Source organism: Bacillus sp. (in: firmicutes), from assembly GCA_012842745.1.
GTDB lineage: Bacteria > Bacillota > Bacilli > Bacillales > Bacillaceae_J > Schinkia.
In genome coordinates this window covers 20,238-35,172 of sequence record DUSF01000016.1, presented here as the reverse complement: position 1 = coordinate 35,172, position 14,935 = coordinate 20,238, and the positions used below count along the sequence as shown (strand labels likewise).

General features: G+C 36.7%; 18 protein-coding genes. 8 read left to right on the top strand and 10 right to left on the bottom strand.

Features of this window, described 5'->3' with window-relative positions; all coding sequences use genetic code 11:
* Nucleotides 1-56 precede the first annotated feature (56 nt).
* From GX497_02055 to mutY, 4 genes are all read right to left on the bottom strand, one after another.
* Nucleotides 57-587, bottom strand: a complete 531-nt coding sequence (locus tag GX497_02055; protein HHY72012.1) for a DUF402 domain-containing protein — start codon at nt 585-587, stop codon at nt 57-59.
* A gap of 166 nt (nt 588-753) precedes the next feature.
* Nucleotides 754-1,014, bottom strand: coding sequence for a gamma-type small acid-soluble spore protein (locus tag GX497_02050; GenBank protein HHY72011.1), 261 nt, complete (start codon nt 1,012-1,014; stop codon nt 754-756).
* 134 nt (nt 1,015-1,148) lie between these two features.
* Nucleotides 1,149-2,108: a L,D-transpeptidase gene (locus GX497_02045; protein HHY72010.1), complete on the bottom strand. Its 960-nt coding sequence runs from the start codon at nt 2,106-2,108 to the stop codon at nt 1,149-1,151.
* Nucleotides 2,109-2,163: 55 nt separating this feature from the next.
* On the bottom strand, nt 2,164-3,258 hold the full coding sequence (mutY, locus tag GX497_02040; protein ID HHY72009.1) for an A/G-specific adenine glycosylase: 1,095 nt from the start codon (nt 3,256-3,258) through the stop codon (nt 2,164-2,166).
* Between the two features lie 146 nt (nt 3,259-3,404).
* On the opposite strand from mutY, the gene GX497_02035 reads away from it, so the two are divergent.
* The 3 genes from GX497_02035 to GX497_02025 all read left to right on the top strand — a co-directional run bounded on the left by GX497_02035 (nt 3,405) and on the right by GX497_02025 (nt 4,793).
* On the top strand, nt 3,405-4,388 hold the full coding sequence (locus GX497_02035; GenBank protein ID HHY72008.1) for a metal-dependent hydrolase: 984 nt from the start codon (nt 3,405-3,407) through the stop codon (nt 4,386-4,388).
* Between the two features lie 73 nt (nt 4,389-4,461).
* Nucleotides 4,462-4,620 carry a small, acid-soluble spore protein K gene (gene sspK, locus GX497_02030; protein ID HHY72007.1) on the top strand — a complete coding sequence of 53 codons (159 nt, stop codon included), beginning with the start codon at nt 4,462-4,464 and terminating at the stop codon, nt 4,618-4,620.
* Between the two features lie 17 nt (nt 4,621-4,637).
* Nucleotides 4,638-4,793 carry a YpzG family protein gene (locus GX497_02025; GenBank protein HHY72006.1) on the top strand — a complete coding sequence of 52 codons (156 nt, stop codon included), beginning with the start codon at nt 4,638-4,640 and terminating at the stop codon, nt 4,791-4,793.
* Nucleotides 4,794-4,843: 50 nt separating this feature from the next.
* On the opposite strand, the gene GX497_02020 is transcribed toward GX497_02025, so the two are convergent.
* Nucleotides 4,844-5,161, bottom strand: coding sequence for a YfhH family protein (locus GX497_02020; protein ID HHY72005.1), 318 nt, complete (start codon nt 5,159-5,161; stop codon nt 4,844-4,846).
* Nucleotides 5,162-5,208: 47 nt separating this feature from the next.
* Nucleotides 5,209-6,015 carry a recombination regulator RecX gene (gene recX, locus GX497_02015; protein HHY72004.1) on the bottom strand — a complete coding sequence of 269 codons (807 nt, stop codon included), beginning with the start codon at nt 6,013-6,015 and terminating at the stop codon, nt 5,209-5,211.
* A 144-nt stretch (nt 6,016-6,159) separates the two neighbouring features.
* On the opposite strand from recX, the gene GX497_02010 reads away from it, so the two are divergent.
* Together GX497_02010 and GX497_02005 are read left to right on the top strand one after the other, a co-directional pair.
* Nucleotides 6,160-6,294: a YfhE family protein gene (locus tag GX497_02010; protein ID HHY72003.1), complete on the top strand. Its 135-nt coding sequence runs from the start codon at nt 6,160-6,162 to the stop codon at nt 6,292-6,294.
* 58 nt (nt 6,295-6,352) lie between these two features.
* A complete protein-coding gene (locus tag GX497_02005; GenBank protein HHY72002.1) occupies nt 6,353-6,529 on the top strand; it encodes a YfhD family protein in 177 nt (58 codons plus the stop codon).
* Between the two features lie 45 nt (nt 6,530-6,574).
* On the opposite strand, the gene GX497_02000 is transcribed toward GX497_02005, so the two are convergent.
* Together GX497_02000 and GX497_01995 are read right to left on the bottom strand one after the other, a co-directional pair.
* The gene (locus GX497_02000) at nt 6,575-7,081 is read right to left on the bottom strand and encodes a DoxX family protein (GenBank protein ID HHY72001.1); all 507 of its coding nucleotides are present in this window, start codon (nt 7,079-7,081) and stop codon (nt 6,575-6,577) included.
* 558 nt (nt 7,082-7,639) lie between these two features.
* On the bottom strand, nt 7,640-8,746 hold the full coding sequence (locus GX497_01995; protein HHY72000.1) for a KamA family radical SAM protein: 1,107 nt from the start codon (nt 8,744-8,746) through the stop codon (nt 7,640-7,642).
* A gap of 235 nt (nt 8,747-8,981) precedes the next feature.
* On the opposite strand from GX497_01995, the gene GX497_01990 reads away from it, so the two are divergent.
* Together GX497_01990 and GX497_01985 are read left to right on the top strand one after the other, a co-directional pair.
* Nucleotides 8,982-10,502, top strand: a complete 1,521-nt coding sequence (locus tag GX497_01990; GenBank protein ID HHY71999.1) for an aldehyde dehydrogenase family protein — start codon at nt 8,982-8,984, stop codon at nt 10,500-10,502.
* A gap of 24 nt (nt 10,503-10,526) precedes the next feature.
* Nucleotides 10,527-10,895 carry a DUF779 domain-containing protein gene (locus GX497_01985; protein HHY71998.1) on the top strand — a complete coding sequence of 123 codons (369 nt, stop codon included), beginning with the start codon at nt 10,527-10,529 and terminating at the stop codon, nt 10,893-10,895.
* A 16-nt stretch (nt 10,896-10,911) separates the two neighbouring features.
* Here GX497_01985 and GX497_01980 read toward each other — a convergent pair whose 3' ends face one another.
* The gene (locus GX497_01980; GenBank protein HHY71997.1) at nt 10,912-11,910 is read right to left on the bottom strand and encodes an inorganic phosphate transporter; all 999 of its coding nucleotides are present in this window, start codon (nt 11,908-11,910) and stop codon (nt 10,912-10,914) included.
* Nucleotides 11,911-11,923: 13 nt separating this feature from the next.
* Nucleotides 11,924-12,541 carry a DUF47 domain-containing protein gene (locus GX497_01975; protein ID HHY71996.1) on the bottom strand — a complete coding sequence of 206 codons (618 nt, stop codon included), beginning with the start codon at nt 12,539-12,541 and terminating at the stop codon, nt 11,924-11,926.
* Nucleotides 12,542-12,835: 294 nt separating this feature from the next.
* Between GX497_01975 and GX497_01970 the strand changes: the two genes are divergently transcribed.
* Nucleotides 12,836-14,905, top strand: a complete 2,070-nt coding sequence (locus GX497_01970; protein HHY71995.1) for a carbon starvation protein A — start codon at nt 12,836-12,838, stop codon at nt 14,903-14,905.
* Nucleotides 14,906-14,935: the final 30 nt, after the last annotated feature.

The following is a 14,935-nucleotide window of genomic DNA, read 5'->3' as shown; positions in this document are numbered from 1 at the left end:
TGTAAAAAACAGTAGGGGCTGTATAACAGCCCCTTCAATCATACCATATATACTTTTTACGAACGATACGTTAAATATCTTTCATACCAATTATCGACAAAATCCGGGGCAAACGGACCTTTCCTACCACGAATCCATAAGATTAAATTGTTTATATTATTTTTAAGAATATAATCAATTTCAATGGGGTAATTCATTTGCTTACGATGCAATTCATATTCGTCTTCATCTAAAATAGTAAACGTCATGTCTGGAAACACTTTTATATCTAAATCATAATCAATATATTTAAGTGTACTCCCATCCCAGGCAAATGGCGAACTTAAATTACAATAATAGTAAACACCATCTTCACGAAGCATACCAATAATATTAAACCAATGGTTTGCATGGAAATAACAGATGGCAGGCTCTCGTGTTATCCATGTTCTTCCATCCGATTCTGTTACGATAGTGCGATCGTTGGCGCCAATTGCTATAGACTGGTTCCCTTTTAACAGCGTTGTTTCTTCCCAAACACGGTGTATAGTCCCACTATGCTTATAGCTTTGAATTTGTATTTTACTTCCTGCCTTTGGGACAAACATACTATCTTTCCTTTCTCTACAAATAAGCAAACTAACCCACTTTTACTATTATAACGGTTCCCTTCATAATTTAAAACAATTCTTATTTAAAAGTCAAAAAAAAGCATTCCCCTCATCTCAGATGAAGGGAATGCTTTTTGAGCTTTTAAGTAGTTGTAAAACTCAGTTATGAGTTTTGGCTTTTATTTTGCTCAGCTTGAGCGTTTTGCTGTCTGACGTTCTGCACATTTGTTTCACTGCCAAATTCTGTTCCGAATTGACCTGCATTTGACTCAGATTTTGCTGATTGCGCATTTTGTTGTCTTACTTGCTGCGCATTTGTTTCACTAGCAAATTCAGTTCCAAATTGACCCGCGCCAGCAGATTGGGCATTTTGCTGTCTTACTTGTTGAATATTAGCTCCTGATTGACTACTTCTTTTTGCCATCGTAGGCACCTCCAGAAAATTTTTACAAGCCAATTACACGAAACTAAATCTAAGTAAAGACTTGGCTTGCACGTGTTTATTTTGTACTCTTATCTTTTTTATATACAAAAAATTTTTATGTTCTTCAATTTACATTATTTTTTTACATAAATCCACGCGTCACCAAACCATGTTTTAATATGATACCAATCACCGATTTGTTCGAAAGCTTTTACAGTTTGCGGGCTTACTGTTCCTATGGAAGCAGCAGTTGCATTTGGTGAAGCATATAAATTAGTTGTTTTCGTTAATACTATTTCAGAATCTTTCTTTTCAAGCTTTCCTTCTATCGTATTGGCATTTGAAATCCAAGCATCACCAAACCATGTATGGATACGGTACCAGCCGTTATCAGTTTCTTCGAAGGCAGTTACAACTTGCGGACTAATAGTCCCACTCTTATAGCCAGCAAAGTTTATTGGTTTTTGATAAAGATTTTTTTCTACTAATGTTGTTATTTTCTTATCAACTTTTTCAACCTTCGGCAGTTTTACGGCAAAGCCATTATCTGCAGCTATTGTTAAAAAGTCTTTTTTCTCGTGTGTAATGAATACTGTCGTTCCTGTCGCAATTTGGTCAAACAGCCAGCGTACATCATCATTATGCATGCGAATACATCCAGCACTTACATATTTCCCAATTGATTTTTCATTATTGTTTCCATGAATTCCATACGTATTTCCCCATGTTCCAGGTACATCCAACCCCATCCAACGATCTCCTAAAGGATTTTTTGGCGACCCTCCTGGAATCTTTTCTTTATAATAAGGACGGTTTTTTACTTTATTTACAATCTTAAAAGTACCTTCAGGTGTAAGCTTTCTGCTTTTTCCTGTACCAACATCAAAAACTTTAATTAGTTCCCCGCCATTAAAATAAGCAAGCTCGTTTACAGCCTTATTTATAATAAGATAGGATTTTGATTCTGTTTCTGCAGCATAGACCCCATTTAATGGTAAAAAAAACACTATTGCTAAGCATGCTATAAATAAAAAAATAAGACCTTTTTTAACCACTTTTTTTACATTCCCCTCTCCTAGACACTCTAAGGGCATTCTATGTGGCTTCAACTCTTTTCATTACTTTAAACTGAAGTAAACCAATAAATTTTCACCATAGAATTTCAGAAATAATTTTTTTATATGGAACTGGAAACGGAAGTTCAGCAATTTCTTCAGATGAAACAAAGCGAAGACTATTACTGTTTGGCAGCTTTCCATCTGTAAACGCATGGTATACAGCAATCTTCCATATTAAATGAGAAAATTCATGTTTTAGATGCATAAAAGGATTGCCAATTTCTACATCTAAGCGATATTCCGACTTCATAAATTGTTTCATTTGCTTCACTTGTCCAATGATGCTTTCTTGTGCCATTTCCTGATTTGGAAGCTCCCACAAATTTGCTAATAGCCCTTCACTAGGTCTTTTTTGAACTAAAATTTGTCCAGCTTTGTTTTTTAAAACTAAAGCGGTCATCAGCACCTCTTTTGGCGCCTTTTTCGTTGTTTTAAAAGGCAGCTCATCCTGTAATCCCTCATGAAAGGCGCGGCAATGCTCTTGAACAGGGCATAATAAACAGGACGGCGATTTCGGTGTACATATTAAAGCGCCTAATTCCATGAGGCCTTGATTAAATTCAGATGGCTGTTTGGAAGAAATAAGCTCACGAACAACATTTTCGAATAATTTTCTTGTTTTTACTTTAGAAATATCATCTTCAATAAATAGAATTCGTGCTAATACACGCATGACATTGCCATCAACAGCAGGCTCCGGAATATCATAAGCAATACTTAAAATCGCACCTTGGGTATACGGTCCTACACCTTTAAGCTTGGAAAGAGTCTTTGGGTTATTAGGAACCTGACCACCATATTCAGCCACTACTTCTTTTACAGCACTTTGAAGATTGCGTGCTCTTGAGTAATAGCCTAAACCTTCCCATGCCTTTAATACCTTTTCTTCTTCGGCAGTCGCCAATGCCTCAACGGTTGGGAATTGCTCAATAAAATTGTTAAAATACGGAATAACAGTTTCCACTCTTGTTTGCTGCAGCATGACTTCTGAGACCCATATCTTATATGGATCTTTATTTTTTCTCCACGGCAACATCCTTTGTTCTTTCATAAACCAGCCAATTAAATCTGATTGAAATTGCAATTTATCAAAATTGTTTAATAATTTTTCTATTTTAGTTTCCACAGATGTCCCTCCACGGTGTTAAAATAAGAATGTATAATAAAGTAAACAAATTTGTAACGAGTAGTTCAAATTAATTTATGCTTTTTGAAGTATAATACAGATGAACTTATAATATTTAATTTTTACAAATATAGGAGGCTTACTACATGGATACAGGCACCCACGTTGTCATGGGTATTGCTCTTGGAGGGTTAGCAACCCTCGATCCCATTGTTGCAAACAGCGAAATTACAGCACAAGCGGTTATGTTTGGAACGATTATTGGCTCGCAAGCACCTGACTTGGATACTGTTCTGAAACTGAAAAATAATGCGAAATATATTCGCAATCATCGTGGCATCACCCATTCAATTCCTGCTGTGCTTTTATGGCCAATATTAATTACAAGTACAATCTATGCCTTTACACCTAGCGCAGATTTACTTCACTTATGGATTTGGACATTTATCGCTGTTTTCCTGCATGTTTTTGTTGATATTTTTAATGCCTATGGAACACAAGCATTGCGGCCATTATCTAAAAAGTGGGTTGCCTTAGGGATTATCAACACTTTTGATCCATTTATCTTTTTTGTCCATATTATTGGAATTGCAATTTGGCGCTACGGATATGACCCAGGGTTTACGTTTTTAGGCGTCTATATCGTACTACTTGGCTATTACTTCGTTCGTTATTTTACAAAAAGGTTAATCATCAAAAAAGTGAAAGAACATATTCCGAATGCGACGCAAATCATTATCTCGCCAACTTACAGATATAACCAATGGCATTTGGCTATATCTAGCGAGACAAGATTTTATGTTGCCCGTGCCATTGATAATGAACTTACTTTCTTAGATGAGTATGAAAAAATTCCAGTTCCAGATACATCTGTCATGAAAGCGGCAATGAAAGATGAAAATCTTTCCGCATTTTTGTCATTCTCCCCTGTTTATCGCTGGGAAGTTGATGAATATAACGACCATTATGAAGTAAGGTTTATTGACTTACGCTACAGATCAAAGGGCTATTACCCTTTTGTCGCAGTCGTACAGCTTGACCAATCATTAAATATCGTCAGTTCTTATACTGGTTGGATTTTTAGTGAAGAAAAACTGATGAAAAAATTAGAAATCGCTTCGGAGAATTAACCGTCATTTTTTTACCTATACTATGTAATGGATGTCGTAAAGGACATTCATACAGATGTAAGGAGGGCATAAAATGGTCCGGAATAAAGACGAAAATTTTCCTCCACGAAGAAATATTGACGGCGAGCCACGTGCCAAAGCAAAATATTCTTCACTAAGAGCAAACGGACAAATTAACACACACCCAAAAGAGCGCATGCGCATGTCTAACGAAAACCGTCCACAAGAGTAAAGGGAGGATGATTTTTCATGAGTAAGCGAAAAAAGTTTTATGACAACTTATATCAGAATCCTTTTCAAAAAGGACATGCAAACCCAAAGCATGCCTGGAGTCAAGTTAATGGTGAGACAATGGAAGCGCAAAATACAATTATTTTGCATCGCGAAACAAGAAAACAATCGTAACCTACTAATAAGACATTTTTTTAGTCCACATTATAAAACCAGAGAAGAAGCTACTTCTCTGGTTTTATTAATAATGAGATTGGAATCGCCTCTTGCTCAGTTTTTCCTTGGCGTGTTCCCCATGCGAAAACACCTTTCATATAATCGATTGTAAACAATATCCCAGGGTCCCCATCAATTTCGTAAACATCACCAGGATGAAAATTGCTCGGACTTAGTAAATAGGCTTTAGCCATCGCAATTTTTCTTTCATATACTGCATATTCGTTTACCATGCCCATTTGTTCGGCTTTTCTTGCTTTTTCTTGCAGCTTGCCAATCTCTAGCTTTAATTCATATTCTGACATTTCACTGTATCGTTTCTCCATATTTCCCCACTCCAGCTTGTTCGTTATACTTTTAGTATAATGTATTTTTATTTCTGTGACAAAATAAACTCATCAATCTCATCAACTGTAAACCCTCGCTGATACAAATATTGCTTCACTTTTTGCTCTAACTCCCAGCCGTCGAATTTATTACAATATTTTTTGTAGGCTTTCTCCCCTTGTTTTTTTACGGCTAAAAATTTGTCTTCCTCACCTTTTTCAATTACTAATTGATTCAAGGCTGTTTTGACAATATTTTGCGAAAAGCCTTTAGCTAATAATGCTTGACCAATTTTTTGCTTCATTTGATATTCAGATAAAGCCTTCTTTTGTTTTACATTTTTTTCAGCAAATTGAACGGCAATTTCTAACTGTTTTTCTGTGGAAAATTCCTTTAAACTTTCTTCAATATTGCTTTCAGAAACCCCTTTTTTCTGTAGTTCTTGCCGTATCAATAGAGGGCCTTTTATTGCGTTTGTGATTCTTGAACGAACAAAAGATTTGGCAAATTCCAAATCATTCACATATTGATTTTTTCTTAGCCTTTCAAGGACAATGCCAACAATATCCTCTGTGTAGGTTTTCTGTTGTAAATAATCATGGATTTCCTTTTCAGATTTCATCCGATAAGACATATATTTTAGGGCAAGATTATATGCCTTTTTTATTTCATCTTTATATAAAATTTCTTTTAGTTCGCCTTCCTCATATGTATTTCCTTTCCGAATTTGAAACTCAATGAGGATATCCTGGTCAACGCTAAACCCGTATTCCTCTCCATCTCCTTTATCTACATAAATATTAAAGCGTTCTTTATTATTAGTTTGGGTAGTAATTTTAACAATTTTTATCATAAGAAATTCCCCCGTTCAAGTTTATTATACCAACACGATTGGGTGGGAATAAAGCAACCTAGCCAGCATCTTTATTTGAATAACTTTTCATTTTGAGGGACATGCTATAAAGGTAAAATAGAACATGAAGTGGAGGTAGAAAAAGTGGCAAAAAGCAAAGCAAGGCGTGACAAGGAAAATAGGCGAACACTAACATCTACACAAGAAGTTTTATATTCGAGGGAGTTTAAAATGGCTGACAGGGCAGGAGGATTTGTACCGCCAAATCCAAATTCTTAATGAACAATACATAATTTTCCTAACCTACACTATTTTAGTTAATGAAAGGGGTACAGCCATGACAAAAGGTCAAAGCCGTCAAAGTGATAATAATTCAGGAAGTATGCCACAAACGCCGAAATACGCAAAAACGACTGCAGATGGACGTGACATAGAATTTTCCCAAGAACTAGCTGATGCAGATGACATACAAGCCCAAGCTCGTTCTAATGCTGCTGACAAAAGAGCAAAATAGAAAAAATAATGTGGGACACGGAGCTTGTCCCATGTCCCACATTTGCTAAACTGTTGCACTGCCATCGGCTGCTTCTTTCGCACCCCTCTTGGCAATTTTCTCCTTGATATAAGGTACTAAGAAACGGTCACCACCGTAATAGTAACTTGCACTACCTGTTGCTAATAGGATTATAGCTATTGTATAAAGCATTGGATTTGTGCTTGTTGTACCAGCTAATAAGAAGTTTAAGTTCATGAATGCCCCTGCTAATAAAGCTGGAATTGTTGCTACACCAACGATAAGGCCAACCCCTACTAATACTTCGCCCCACGCTACTAAGAAACTAAATAATCCTGAATTTGGTAATGCTACATGTTCTAGAAAAGATGCATACCATGCTTGTACTGCAGGGTGGTCACCACTAGCACCTGCAATTGCTCCTTTAATAAAACCACTTGCATCAAAACCATCTGCTACTTTATGCCAACCAGCTTGAATCCATTGTATTCCCAACCAAATCCTAATAATTGTCCAAACAACCGCTATCTTCGGTCCTTGCATCCATTTCATGATTTTCCATCTCCTTTGGAAAAATTTTTTTGAAATGCTTTACTTTAGCATATGATTTAAAAATATGATTGCTCATCTTTTCACAAAATCTTTAAAAATTTTTTTAGAATACCTCTCAACTTTCTGAACTGAATGGTCCATTGGACTAACCCCTTTCTGTAGAAAGTTTACTTGTGAATTCACTTATTTACTATCTTTCTATGGCTTAAATATATATCAATTCAAAGATAGAAACAATCTACTTCACATACCTGACATTTTTTATTCACCTTCTATTCACATCTTCTCCACAGGAATTTCACAGTTTAAAAAGCGTTCTGTGTATAATGTGTATAAACCTATTGATTACCTGATTTATATACATATATAAAGTTAATAACTTTCTGTGGATAACCAAAGTGAAACTTGTGGGTTTTGTGGATAACTATGTGGATTATGTTAATACCGAGATCTTCTTTGTGGGTAAAGTTGTGGATTTTGTTGGAAAGACACGACCTTCCGCCACAAAGGCGGAAGAGATGATCTTTCAAAATAAACTATTACTTTATAGTCTATATATTAAACGTATTGTTCTTCCTTCCAATACTTTTCGTTCCCTGGTAAATCATCAAACCACGCCGCTTCTTTAGGGCAGTCAAGCACGATAACTTGTCCATAATTTCCGTTTCTTGCTTGATGGTATTTTAGAATCGCCTTTCCATTCTCTATCACCAAAATTTCAATTTTCCCTGAGCTATGACTCATAACTAAGCGAACTCTTTTTCCAAGACCTGATGTTTTAGCTTTTGCTTCTTCAACGATTTTATATACCTCTTCCAACGGGAGGACAAAATCATAGTTACCAGCCACAGGTCTATTAATGAAAAAGTAATAAGGATTTACACCTGTCCATGATAGTTTATTCAGCAATTCCGCCAATACATCGGGATTGTCATTAACCCCTTTTAAAATTGGCGTTTGGTTGACAACAATGGCTCCAGCTTTGTTTAAAGCATCAAAGCCTTTTTTCGCTTCAACCGTAATTTCTTTTGGATGATTGACATGGGCCATAACATATATACGTTTATCAGGCGTGGAATGAGTTCTAATGAGTTCTAACAGCTCTTCATCCTCATAAATTCTCATTGGATTATATACGGGGAGCTTTGATCCTAAACGGATAATTTTTACATGCTCAATTTCACGAAGCTGCTCAATAATAGATTTTAGTTTTTTTGTCGAAAGCATTAGCGAATCCCCACCAGTTAACAGTACATTATTAATTTCTGGAGATTTGCGAATGTACTCTAAACCAGGCTCGGGGTTGATTTGAGCCTCTTTTTCATCATTTACAAATAGCCTTTTCCTAAAGCAGAACCTACAATAGCCGCCACATACTTCAGAAACTACAAGTAGTGCTGTTGTTGTGTACTTATGCTGGCAACCTGGGACAACATAATTCGTTTCCTCATCACTTGCATCCCAACGACCATACTCTACTAATTCCCCTTCATTTGGAATAATGATTTTGCGAATTGGGTCATTTGGGTCGTTCCAGTCAATTAAGTTTAAATAGTACTCATTTGCGCGAAATACAAAATTTTCAGTTATGGGTTTACGTATTTCCTTTTCCTTTAAAGAAAGCTGTTCAATTTGATCAAGCCTTGTTACATAGGCTGCTTTCATTAAAAATCCCTCCCTTACGAAATGTATTTTTAAACCGTCTATTTAATCTTACCTTAAAAATCATATATTTTGTGAATATTTCGGAATTTTTATTAAAAAGACAAGTGCATATTCGTTTACAAACCTTGGAAAGCAACTTTAGATGATGTACAAGGAATGATTCGCGTAGCAATGTAATATAACTTAATAAAGTTTGTTTTAGAATTTCATTACCATGCGAAGGGGAGATTAATCTATGATTTATGCGAATCCAAATACAGAGGGGGCTCTTGTTCATTTCAAAGAAAAATATGATAACTTTATCGGTGGCAAATGGGTCCAACCTGTAAAAGATCAATATTTTGAAAATAAAACGCCAGTAACTGGTGAAGTATTTACGCTGGCTGCTCGTTCCTCAATCGAAGATATTGAATTAGCTTTAGATGCCGCACATGCAGCAAAAGATGCTTGGGGCAAAACTTCAACAGCGGAACGCGCTCTTATTTTAAATAAAATAGCGGACCGGCTTGAAGAAAACTTGGAAATGTTAGCTGTAGCCGAAACTTGGGAAAATGGTAAAGCAGTGCGTGAAACATTAAACGCTGACATTCCTTTAGCAATTGATCATTTCCGGTATTTCGCTAGTGCCATTCGTTCACAAGAAGGCCGAACTAGTCAATTTGATAATGATACTGTAGCATACCACTTCCAAGAACCACTTGGTGTTGTTGCACAAATCATTCCATGGAATTTCCCAATTCTAATGGCTGCATGGAAATTGGCTCCAGCATTAGCTGCTGGCAACTGTATCGTTTTAAAACCAGCCGAACAAACACCAGTTTCGATTATGGTTGTCGTAGAATTAATCCAGAACTTACTTCCTCCAGGTGTTCTTAATGTTGTCAATGGTTATGGGATTGAAGTTGGTAAACCGCTTGCTACAAACCCGCGTATTGCAAAGGTGGCATTTACTGGCTCAACGGCAGTTGGTCGTCAAATTATGCAGTATGCAAGCGAAAATATCATTCCTGTAACACTCGAACTTGGTGGAAAATCACCTAACATATTCTTTGAAGATGTAATGGACCAAGATGATGAATACTTAGATAAAGCAATCGAAGGTTTAGTACTATTTGCGCTAAATCAAGGTGAGGTTTGTACTTGTCCTTCACGTGCATTAATTCAAGAATCTATTTACGATCAATTTATTGAACGTGCGTTAGAGCGCGTAAAAGCTATTAAAGTTGGCAATCCACTTGATACAGAAGTGATGATGGGTGCTCAAGCTTCCACTGAACAAAGAGAAAAAATCCTGTCTTACATCAAACTAGGGAAAGAAGAAGGTGCCGAACTTTTAATAGGTGGTGAAGAGAACCAATTAGGTGACAGCCTTGAAAATGGATACTATATCAAACCGACTGTATTCAAAGGTAATAATAAAATGCGCATCTTCCAAGAAGAAATCTTCGGGCCAGTACTTAGTGTTACTACATTTAAAGACTTTGATGAAGCAATAGAAATTGCCAATGATACATTGTATGGCTTAGGAGCTGGTGTATGGTCACGTAATGGTGATCTAGCTTACCGCGCAGGTCGTGCTATTCAAGCTGGCCGTGTTTGGACAAATACTTATCACCAATACCCAGCAGGTGCTGCATTCGGTGGCTATAAAATGTCAGGTATTGGCCGTGAAACACATGCTATGATGTTAGGACATTATCAACAAACAAAATGTCTATTAGTAAATTACAATAAAAACGCACTCGGATTCTTTTAATTTGAGAGGATGGATGAGGCTATTATGGTTGAACTTGTTGTGGCAACGGACGAAGCGCTTAAATTAATAGAATCAATTAGAAAGAAGCGTGGACAGATCATGTTTTATCAATCTGGTGGATGCTGTGATGGCTCTGTACCGATGTGCTATAGGAAGGATGACTTTTATTTAGGGGATTCAGACATCTACCTTGGCTCAATTGGCAACACCCCATTTTATATGCATAAAAGCCAATATAGTTATTGGAAACATACCCAGTTGATTATTGATGCTATAGATGGACGAGGCGCAACATTCTCGCTTGATAGTGTAGAAGACAAACACTTCATTACACGTTCTCGCGTTTTTACAGATGAAGAATATGAGGAAATAAAGAAACACCCTTTAAAGTGAAGGGTGTTTCTTTTCCTTAAAAAAATATGTTTAAAATTAAATAGCTTATTCCCGCAATTAAAGCAGATATCGGCAAAGTAATAACCCAAGTTAGTATCATCCGCTGGGCAGTTCCCCATTTTACTCCTCTTATACGATGAGCAGAACCAACACCTAAAATAGATGATGAAATAACATGGGTTGTACTGACTGGCATATGAAGAAATGTTGCTCCAAAAATAACAGCTGCACCTGTTAGGTCTGCTGCGACACCGTTAACAGGGCGAATTTTCATAATTTTACCGCCGACTGTTTTAATAATCCTCCAGCCGCCTACAGACGTACCAAGACCCATTGCTAGCGCACAAGAAAATTGCACCCAAAAAGGAATATCGTTTGTAGATACATAATTATTGGCAATTAGGGCCATTGTAATGATCCCCATCGCCTTTTGGGCATCGTTCGTACCATGTGTATAAGATTGCAAAGCAGCCGTTAAAATTTGAATAAAGCGAAAGTTACGATTTGTTTTTGTTAAACTATTGTTTTTGAATATAATTTTAAAAATAGTAAAAATAATAAATCCAACGGCAAAGGCAATAATTGGTGAAAATATTAATGCCTGTACAATTTTAAGAAATCCCTCATAATTCAAGGCACCAAATCCCGACGCTGCAATCGCAGCACCCGCAATCGATCCTATAATCGCATGGGAAGAACTTGATGGAATTCCATAATACCATGTAATTAAGTTCCAAGAGATTGCTGCTATAAGAGCAGAAAGAATAACGACGGTCCCATTTTGTAATGTAAATGGGTCCACAATATCCTTCGTAATTGTTTTCGCAACTCCTGTAAATGTCAGTGCACCAACAAAATTCATTGTCGCTGCTAAAATAATCGCGTGCCTTGGTTTTAATGCTTTTGTTGATACAGCTGTTGCAATCGCATTAGCCGTATCATGAAATCCATTAATAAAGTCAAATGTTAAGGCACCAATCACAATTAATATTGTTAATATCAAAACTCCATCCATGATTTATGGCTCCTTACGCATTTTTCATAATGATCGTCTCTAACGTATTGGCAACTCCTTGACAGTCATCAGCGATATTTTCAAGCGATTCATAGATTTCTTTATATTGAATAATGCGAATTGGATCCTTCTCTACTGTAAAAAGATTTTTAATGGATTGACGTAAAATTCCATCACATTTTGATTCATAATCTTTAATCTTGATTGCATGCTGTCTTATATCAAGTAACTTTTTGCTCGAAAGCAAAGCCACAGCCTTTTCAATTTCAATTGCCGCATTCCGTAAATTATCAACGAATTTCAACATGTACTCATCTGCATTTATAATTGTGTACATCTCAAATAATGCAGCACAGTGCTCAAATCCATCTAACACATCATCTAAAGTTATTGCTAAAGCAAGAATATCTTCACGCTCGATCGGGGTAATAAACGCTTTATTAAGTTCAACGATTACTTCGTGAACAAAATCATCACCTTTATTTTCATATTTTTTCATCGTATCAAAGAAAATTTTCAAATCACTTGTATTTTTTAGCTTATAGTCAGCGAAATAATTAGCACTTTCTTTTATATTTGTAGAGATTTTCATTAATAAATCCATAAATTTATCATTCTTTTTAAAAACCATATTACCCTCCACTATTTAATATACACAATTTAATTTTCCTAAAACCGTTAACTATTGTATATGAATAAATCATTTATGAAAACATTTTTAATTTGAAATTTACAAAATCTTAACAATCCAGAAAATTGGAATTTCCTCACTGAAATAATTATGCCCTAAAAGTTCCATGTTATTTATGCGTAGAACTCTTTTAATTTTCAATAATTTGCAAAATTCCATCATTTTTATTAAAAATATTTATAGAATTTTATTAAGGAAGAAATTTTATGTAAGATGGGAAAGGAGCTATGTAGCATGGGCAAAAAATTATTGTCTATCATTATTTGGGCTGTTATTGCCATTTTAGGTGCTGGAGCCTTTGCTTTATTGGCGCTTGCAAACGGCGAAACAATTTCCGCTGCTTGGCTTTTGATTGCTGCTGTTTGTACGTATGCTGTTGCTTATCGTTTTTATAGTAGATTCATTGCTTATAAACTTTTTAAATTGGATGATAACCGTGCGACACCAGCGGAAGTTAATGATGATGGAAAAGATTTTGTTCCAACGAATCGCTGGGTATTATTCGGACATCACTTTGCAGCCATTGCAGGGGCAGGTCCTTTAGTCGGTCCAGTTTTAGCCGCGCAAATGGGGTATTTGCCAGGAACGCTTTGGATTATCATCGGTGTTGTGTTAGCGGGGGCTGTTCAGGATTTGGTAATTCTAATTGCTTCGATGCGGAGAAATGGAAAATCACTTGGTCAAATTGCGAAAGAAGAGGTCGGCCCATTTGGAGGGATTATTGCCTCAATTGGAATATTGGGAATTATGATTATCCTCATTGCTGTACTTGCGCTTGTTGTTGTGAAAGCGCTCGCAAATTCGCCTTGGGGATTATTTACAATAGCCGCAACAATTCCAATTGCCATCATAATGGGAATTTATATGCGTTATATTCGCCCTGGGCGTGTACTTGAAGGCTCTTTACTTGGGTTTGTATTATTAATGATTGCCCTTTGGTGTGGGCAATACGTTGCAGCAGACCCTACTTTAGCAAAGTGGTTTACGTATTCAGGTGCGGAAATAGCCATCATGATTGGGATTTACGGGTTTATCGCATCCATTTTACCTGTTTGGCTCTTGTTAGCTCCGCGCGATTATTTAAGTTCCTTTTTAAAAATCGGCGTTATTTTCTTATTAGCTATCGGAATTTTAGTTGTGCTGCCTGACTTACAAATGCCGAAAATATCTAGATTCATAGACGGCACTGGTCCTGTTTTTTCCGGCCCCCTCTTCCCGTTTCTATTCATTACAATTGCTTGTGGGGCTGTCTCAGGCTTCCATTCCCTTGTTGCCTCAGGGACAACGCCAAAAATGATTGAAAGGGAAACACATGCTCGTTCGATTGGTTATGGAGCGATGCTGATGGAGTCAGGCGTTGCTATCATGGCCCTAATTGCTGCAGCATCTCTAAACCCAGGTCTTTATTTTGCCATGAACTCATCGGCAGCAGTGATTGGCACAGAAGCACAAGTAGCAGCCGCAACAATTTCGTCATGGGGGTTCGAAGTAACCGCAACGGAAATTACAAATGCTGCAAAGGATATTGGCGAAACAACGATTATGTCACGAACAGGCGGGGCTCCTACCTTAGCCGTTGGTATGGCAGAAATATTTACAAGTTTTCTAAGTGGAGCGAAAGCTTTTTGGTATCATTTTGCGATTCTCTTTGAGGCCGTGTTTATTTTAACTACAATTGATGCGGGCACTAGAATTGGACGCTTTATGCTGCAAGATTTATTAGGAAATTTTTATAAACCGTTTGGACGGACAAATCATTTTGGGGCAAATGTCCTCGCTTCTGCATTAATCACGTTAGCATGGTGCTATATCACTTATCAAGGTGCGATTGATCCGTTTGGCGGCATCAACTCGTTATGGGCTCTATTTGGAATTTCTAATCAAATGTTAGCGGCAATGGCTTTGGCCGTTGGTACAACGATTATTATTAAAATGGGAAAAGCACGGTATGCATGGGTGACAATCATTCCATTTTTATTTTTAACGATTACGACTCTGACAGCTGCTGTTATGAAGCTATTTTCCAAAGTTCCGTCGATTGGATTTTTAGCGCATGCGAAAGTATACCAAGCAGGCCTTGATAAAGGAGAAGTATTAGCACCTGCAACAAGCATGGATGTCATGAAGCAAATTGTCTTTAATGACCGCTTGGATGCAGTGTTAACATTTATCTTTGCCGCCATCGTAATCTTAATCGCAATTGAATCGTTCAGAATTTGGTATAACATTATTATTAACAAGAAAAAAATGAGATTGCATGAAACACCATTTATCCAATCGAAATATATTCCGATTAAAAAATAGAAAGGTGATTTTACAGGGGGTGAAGGTGGA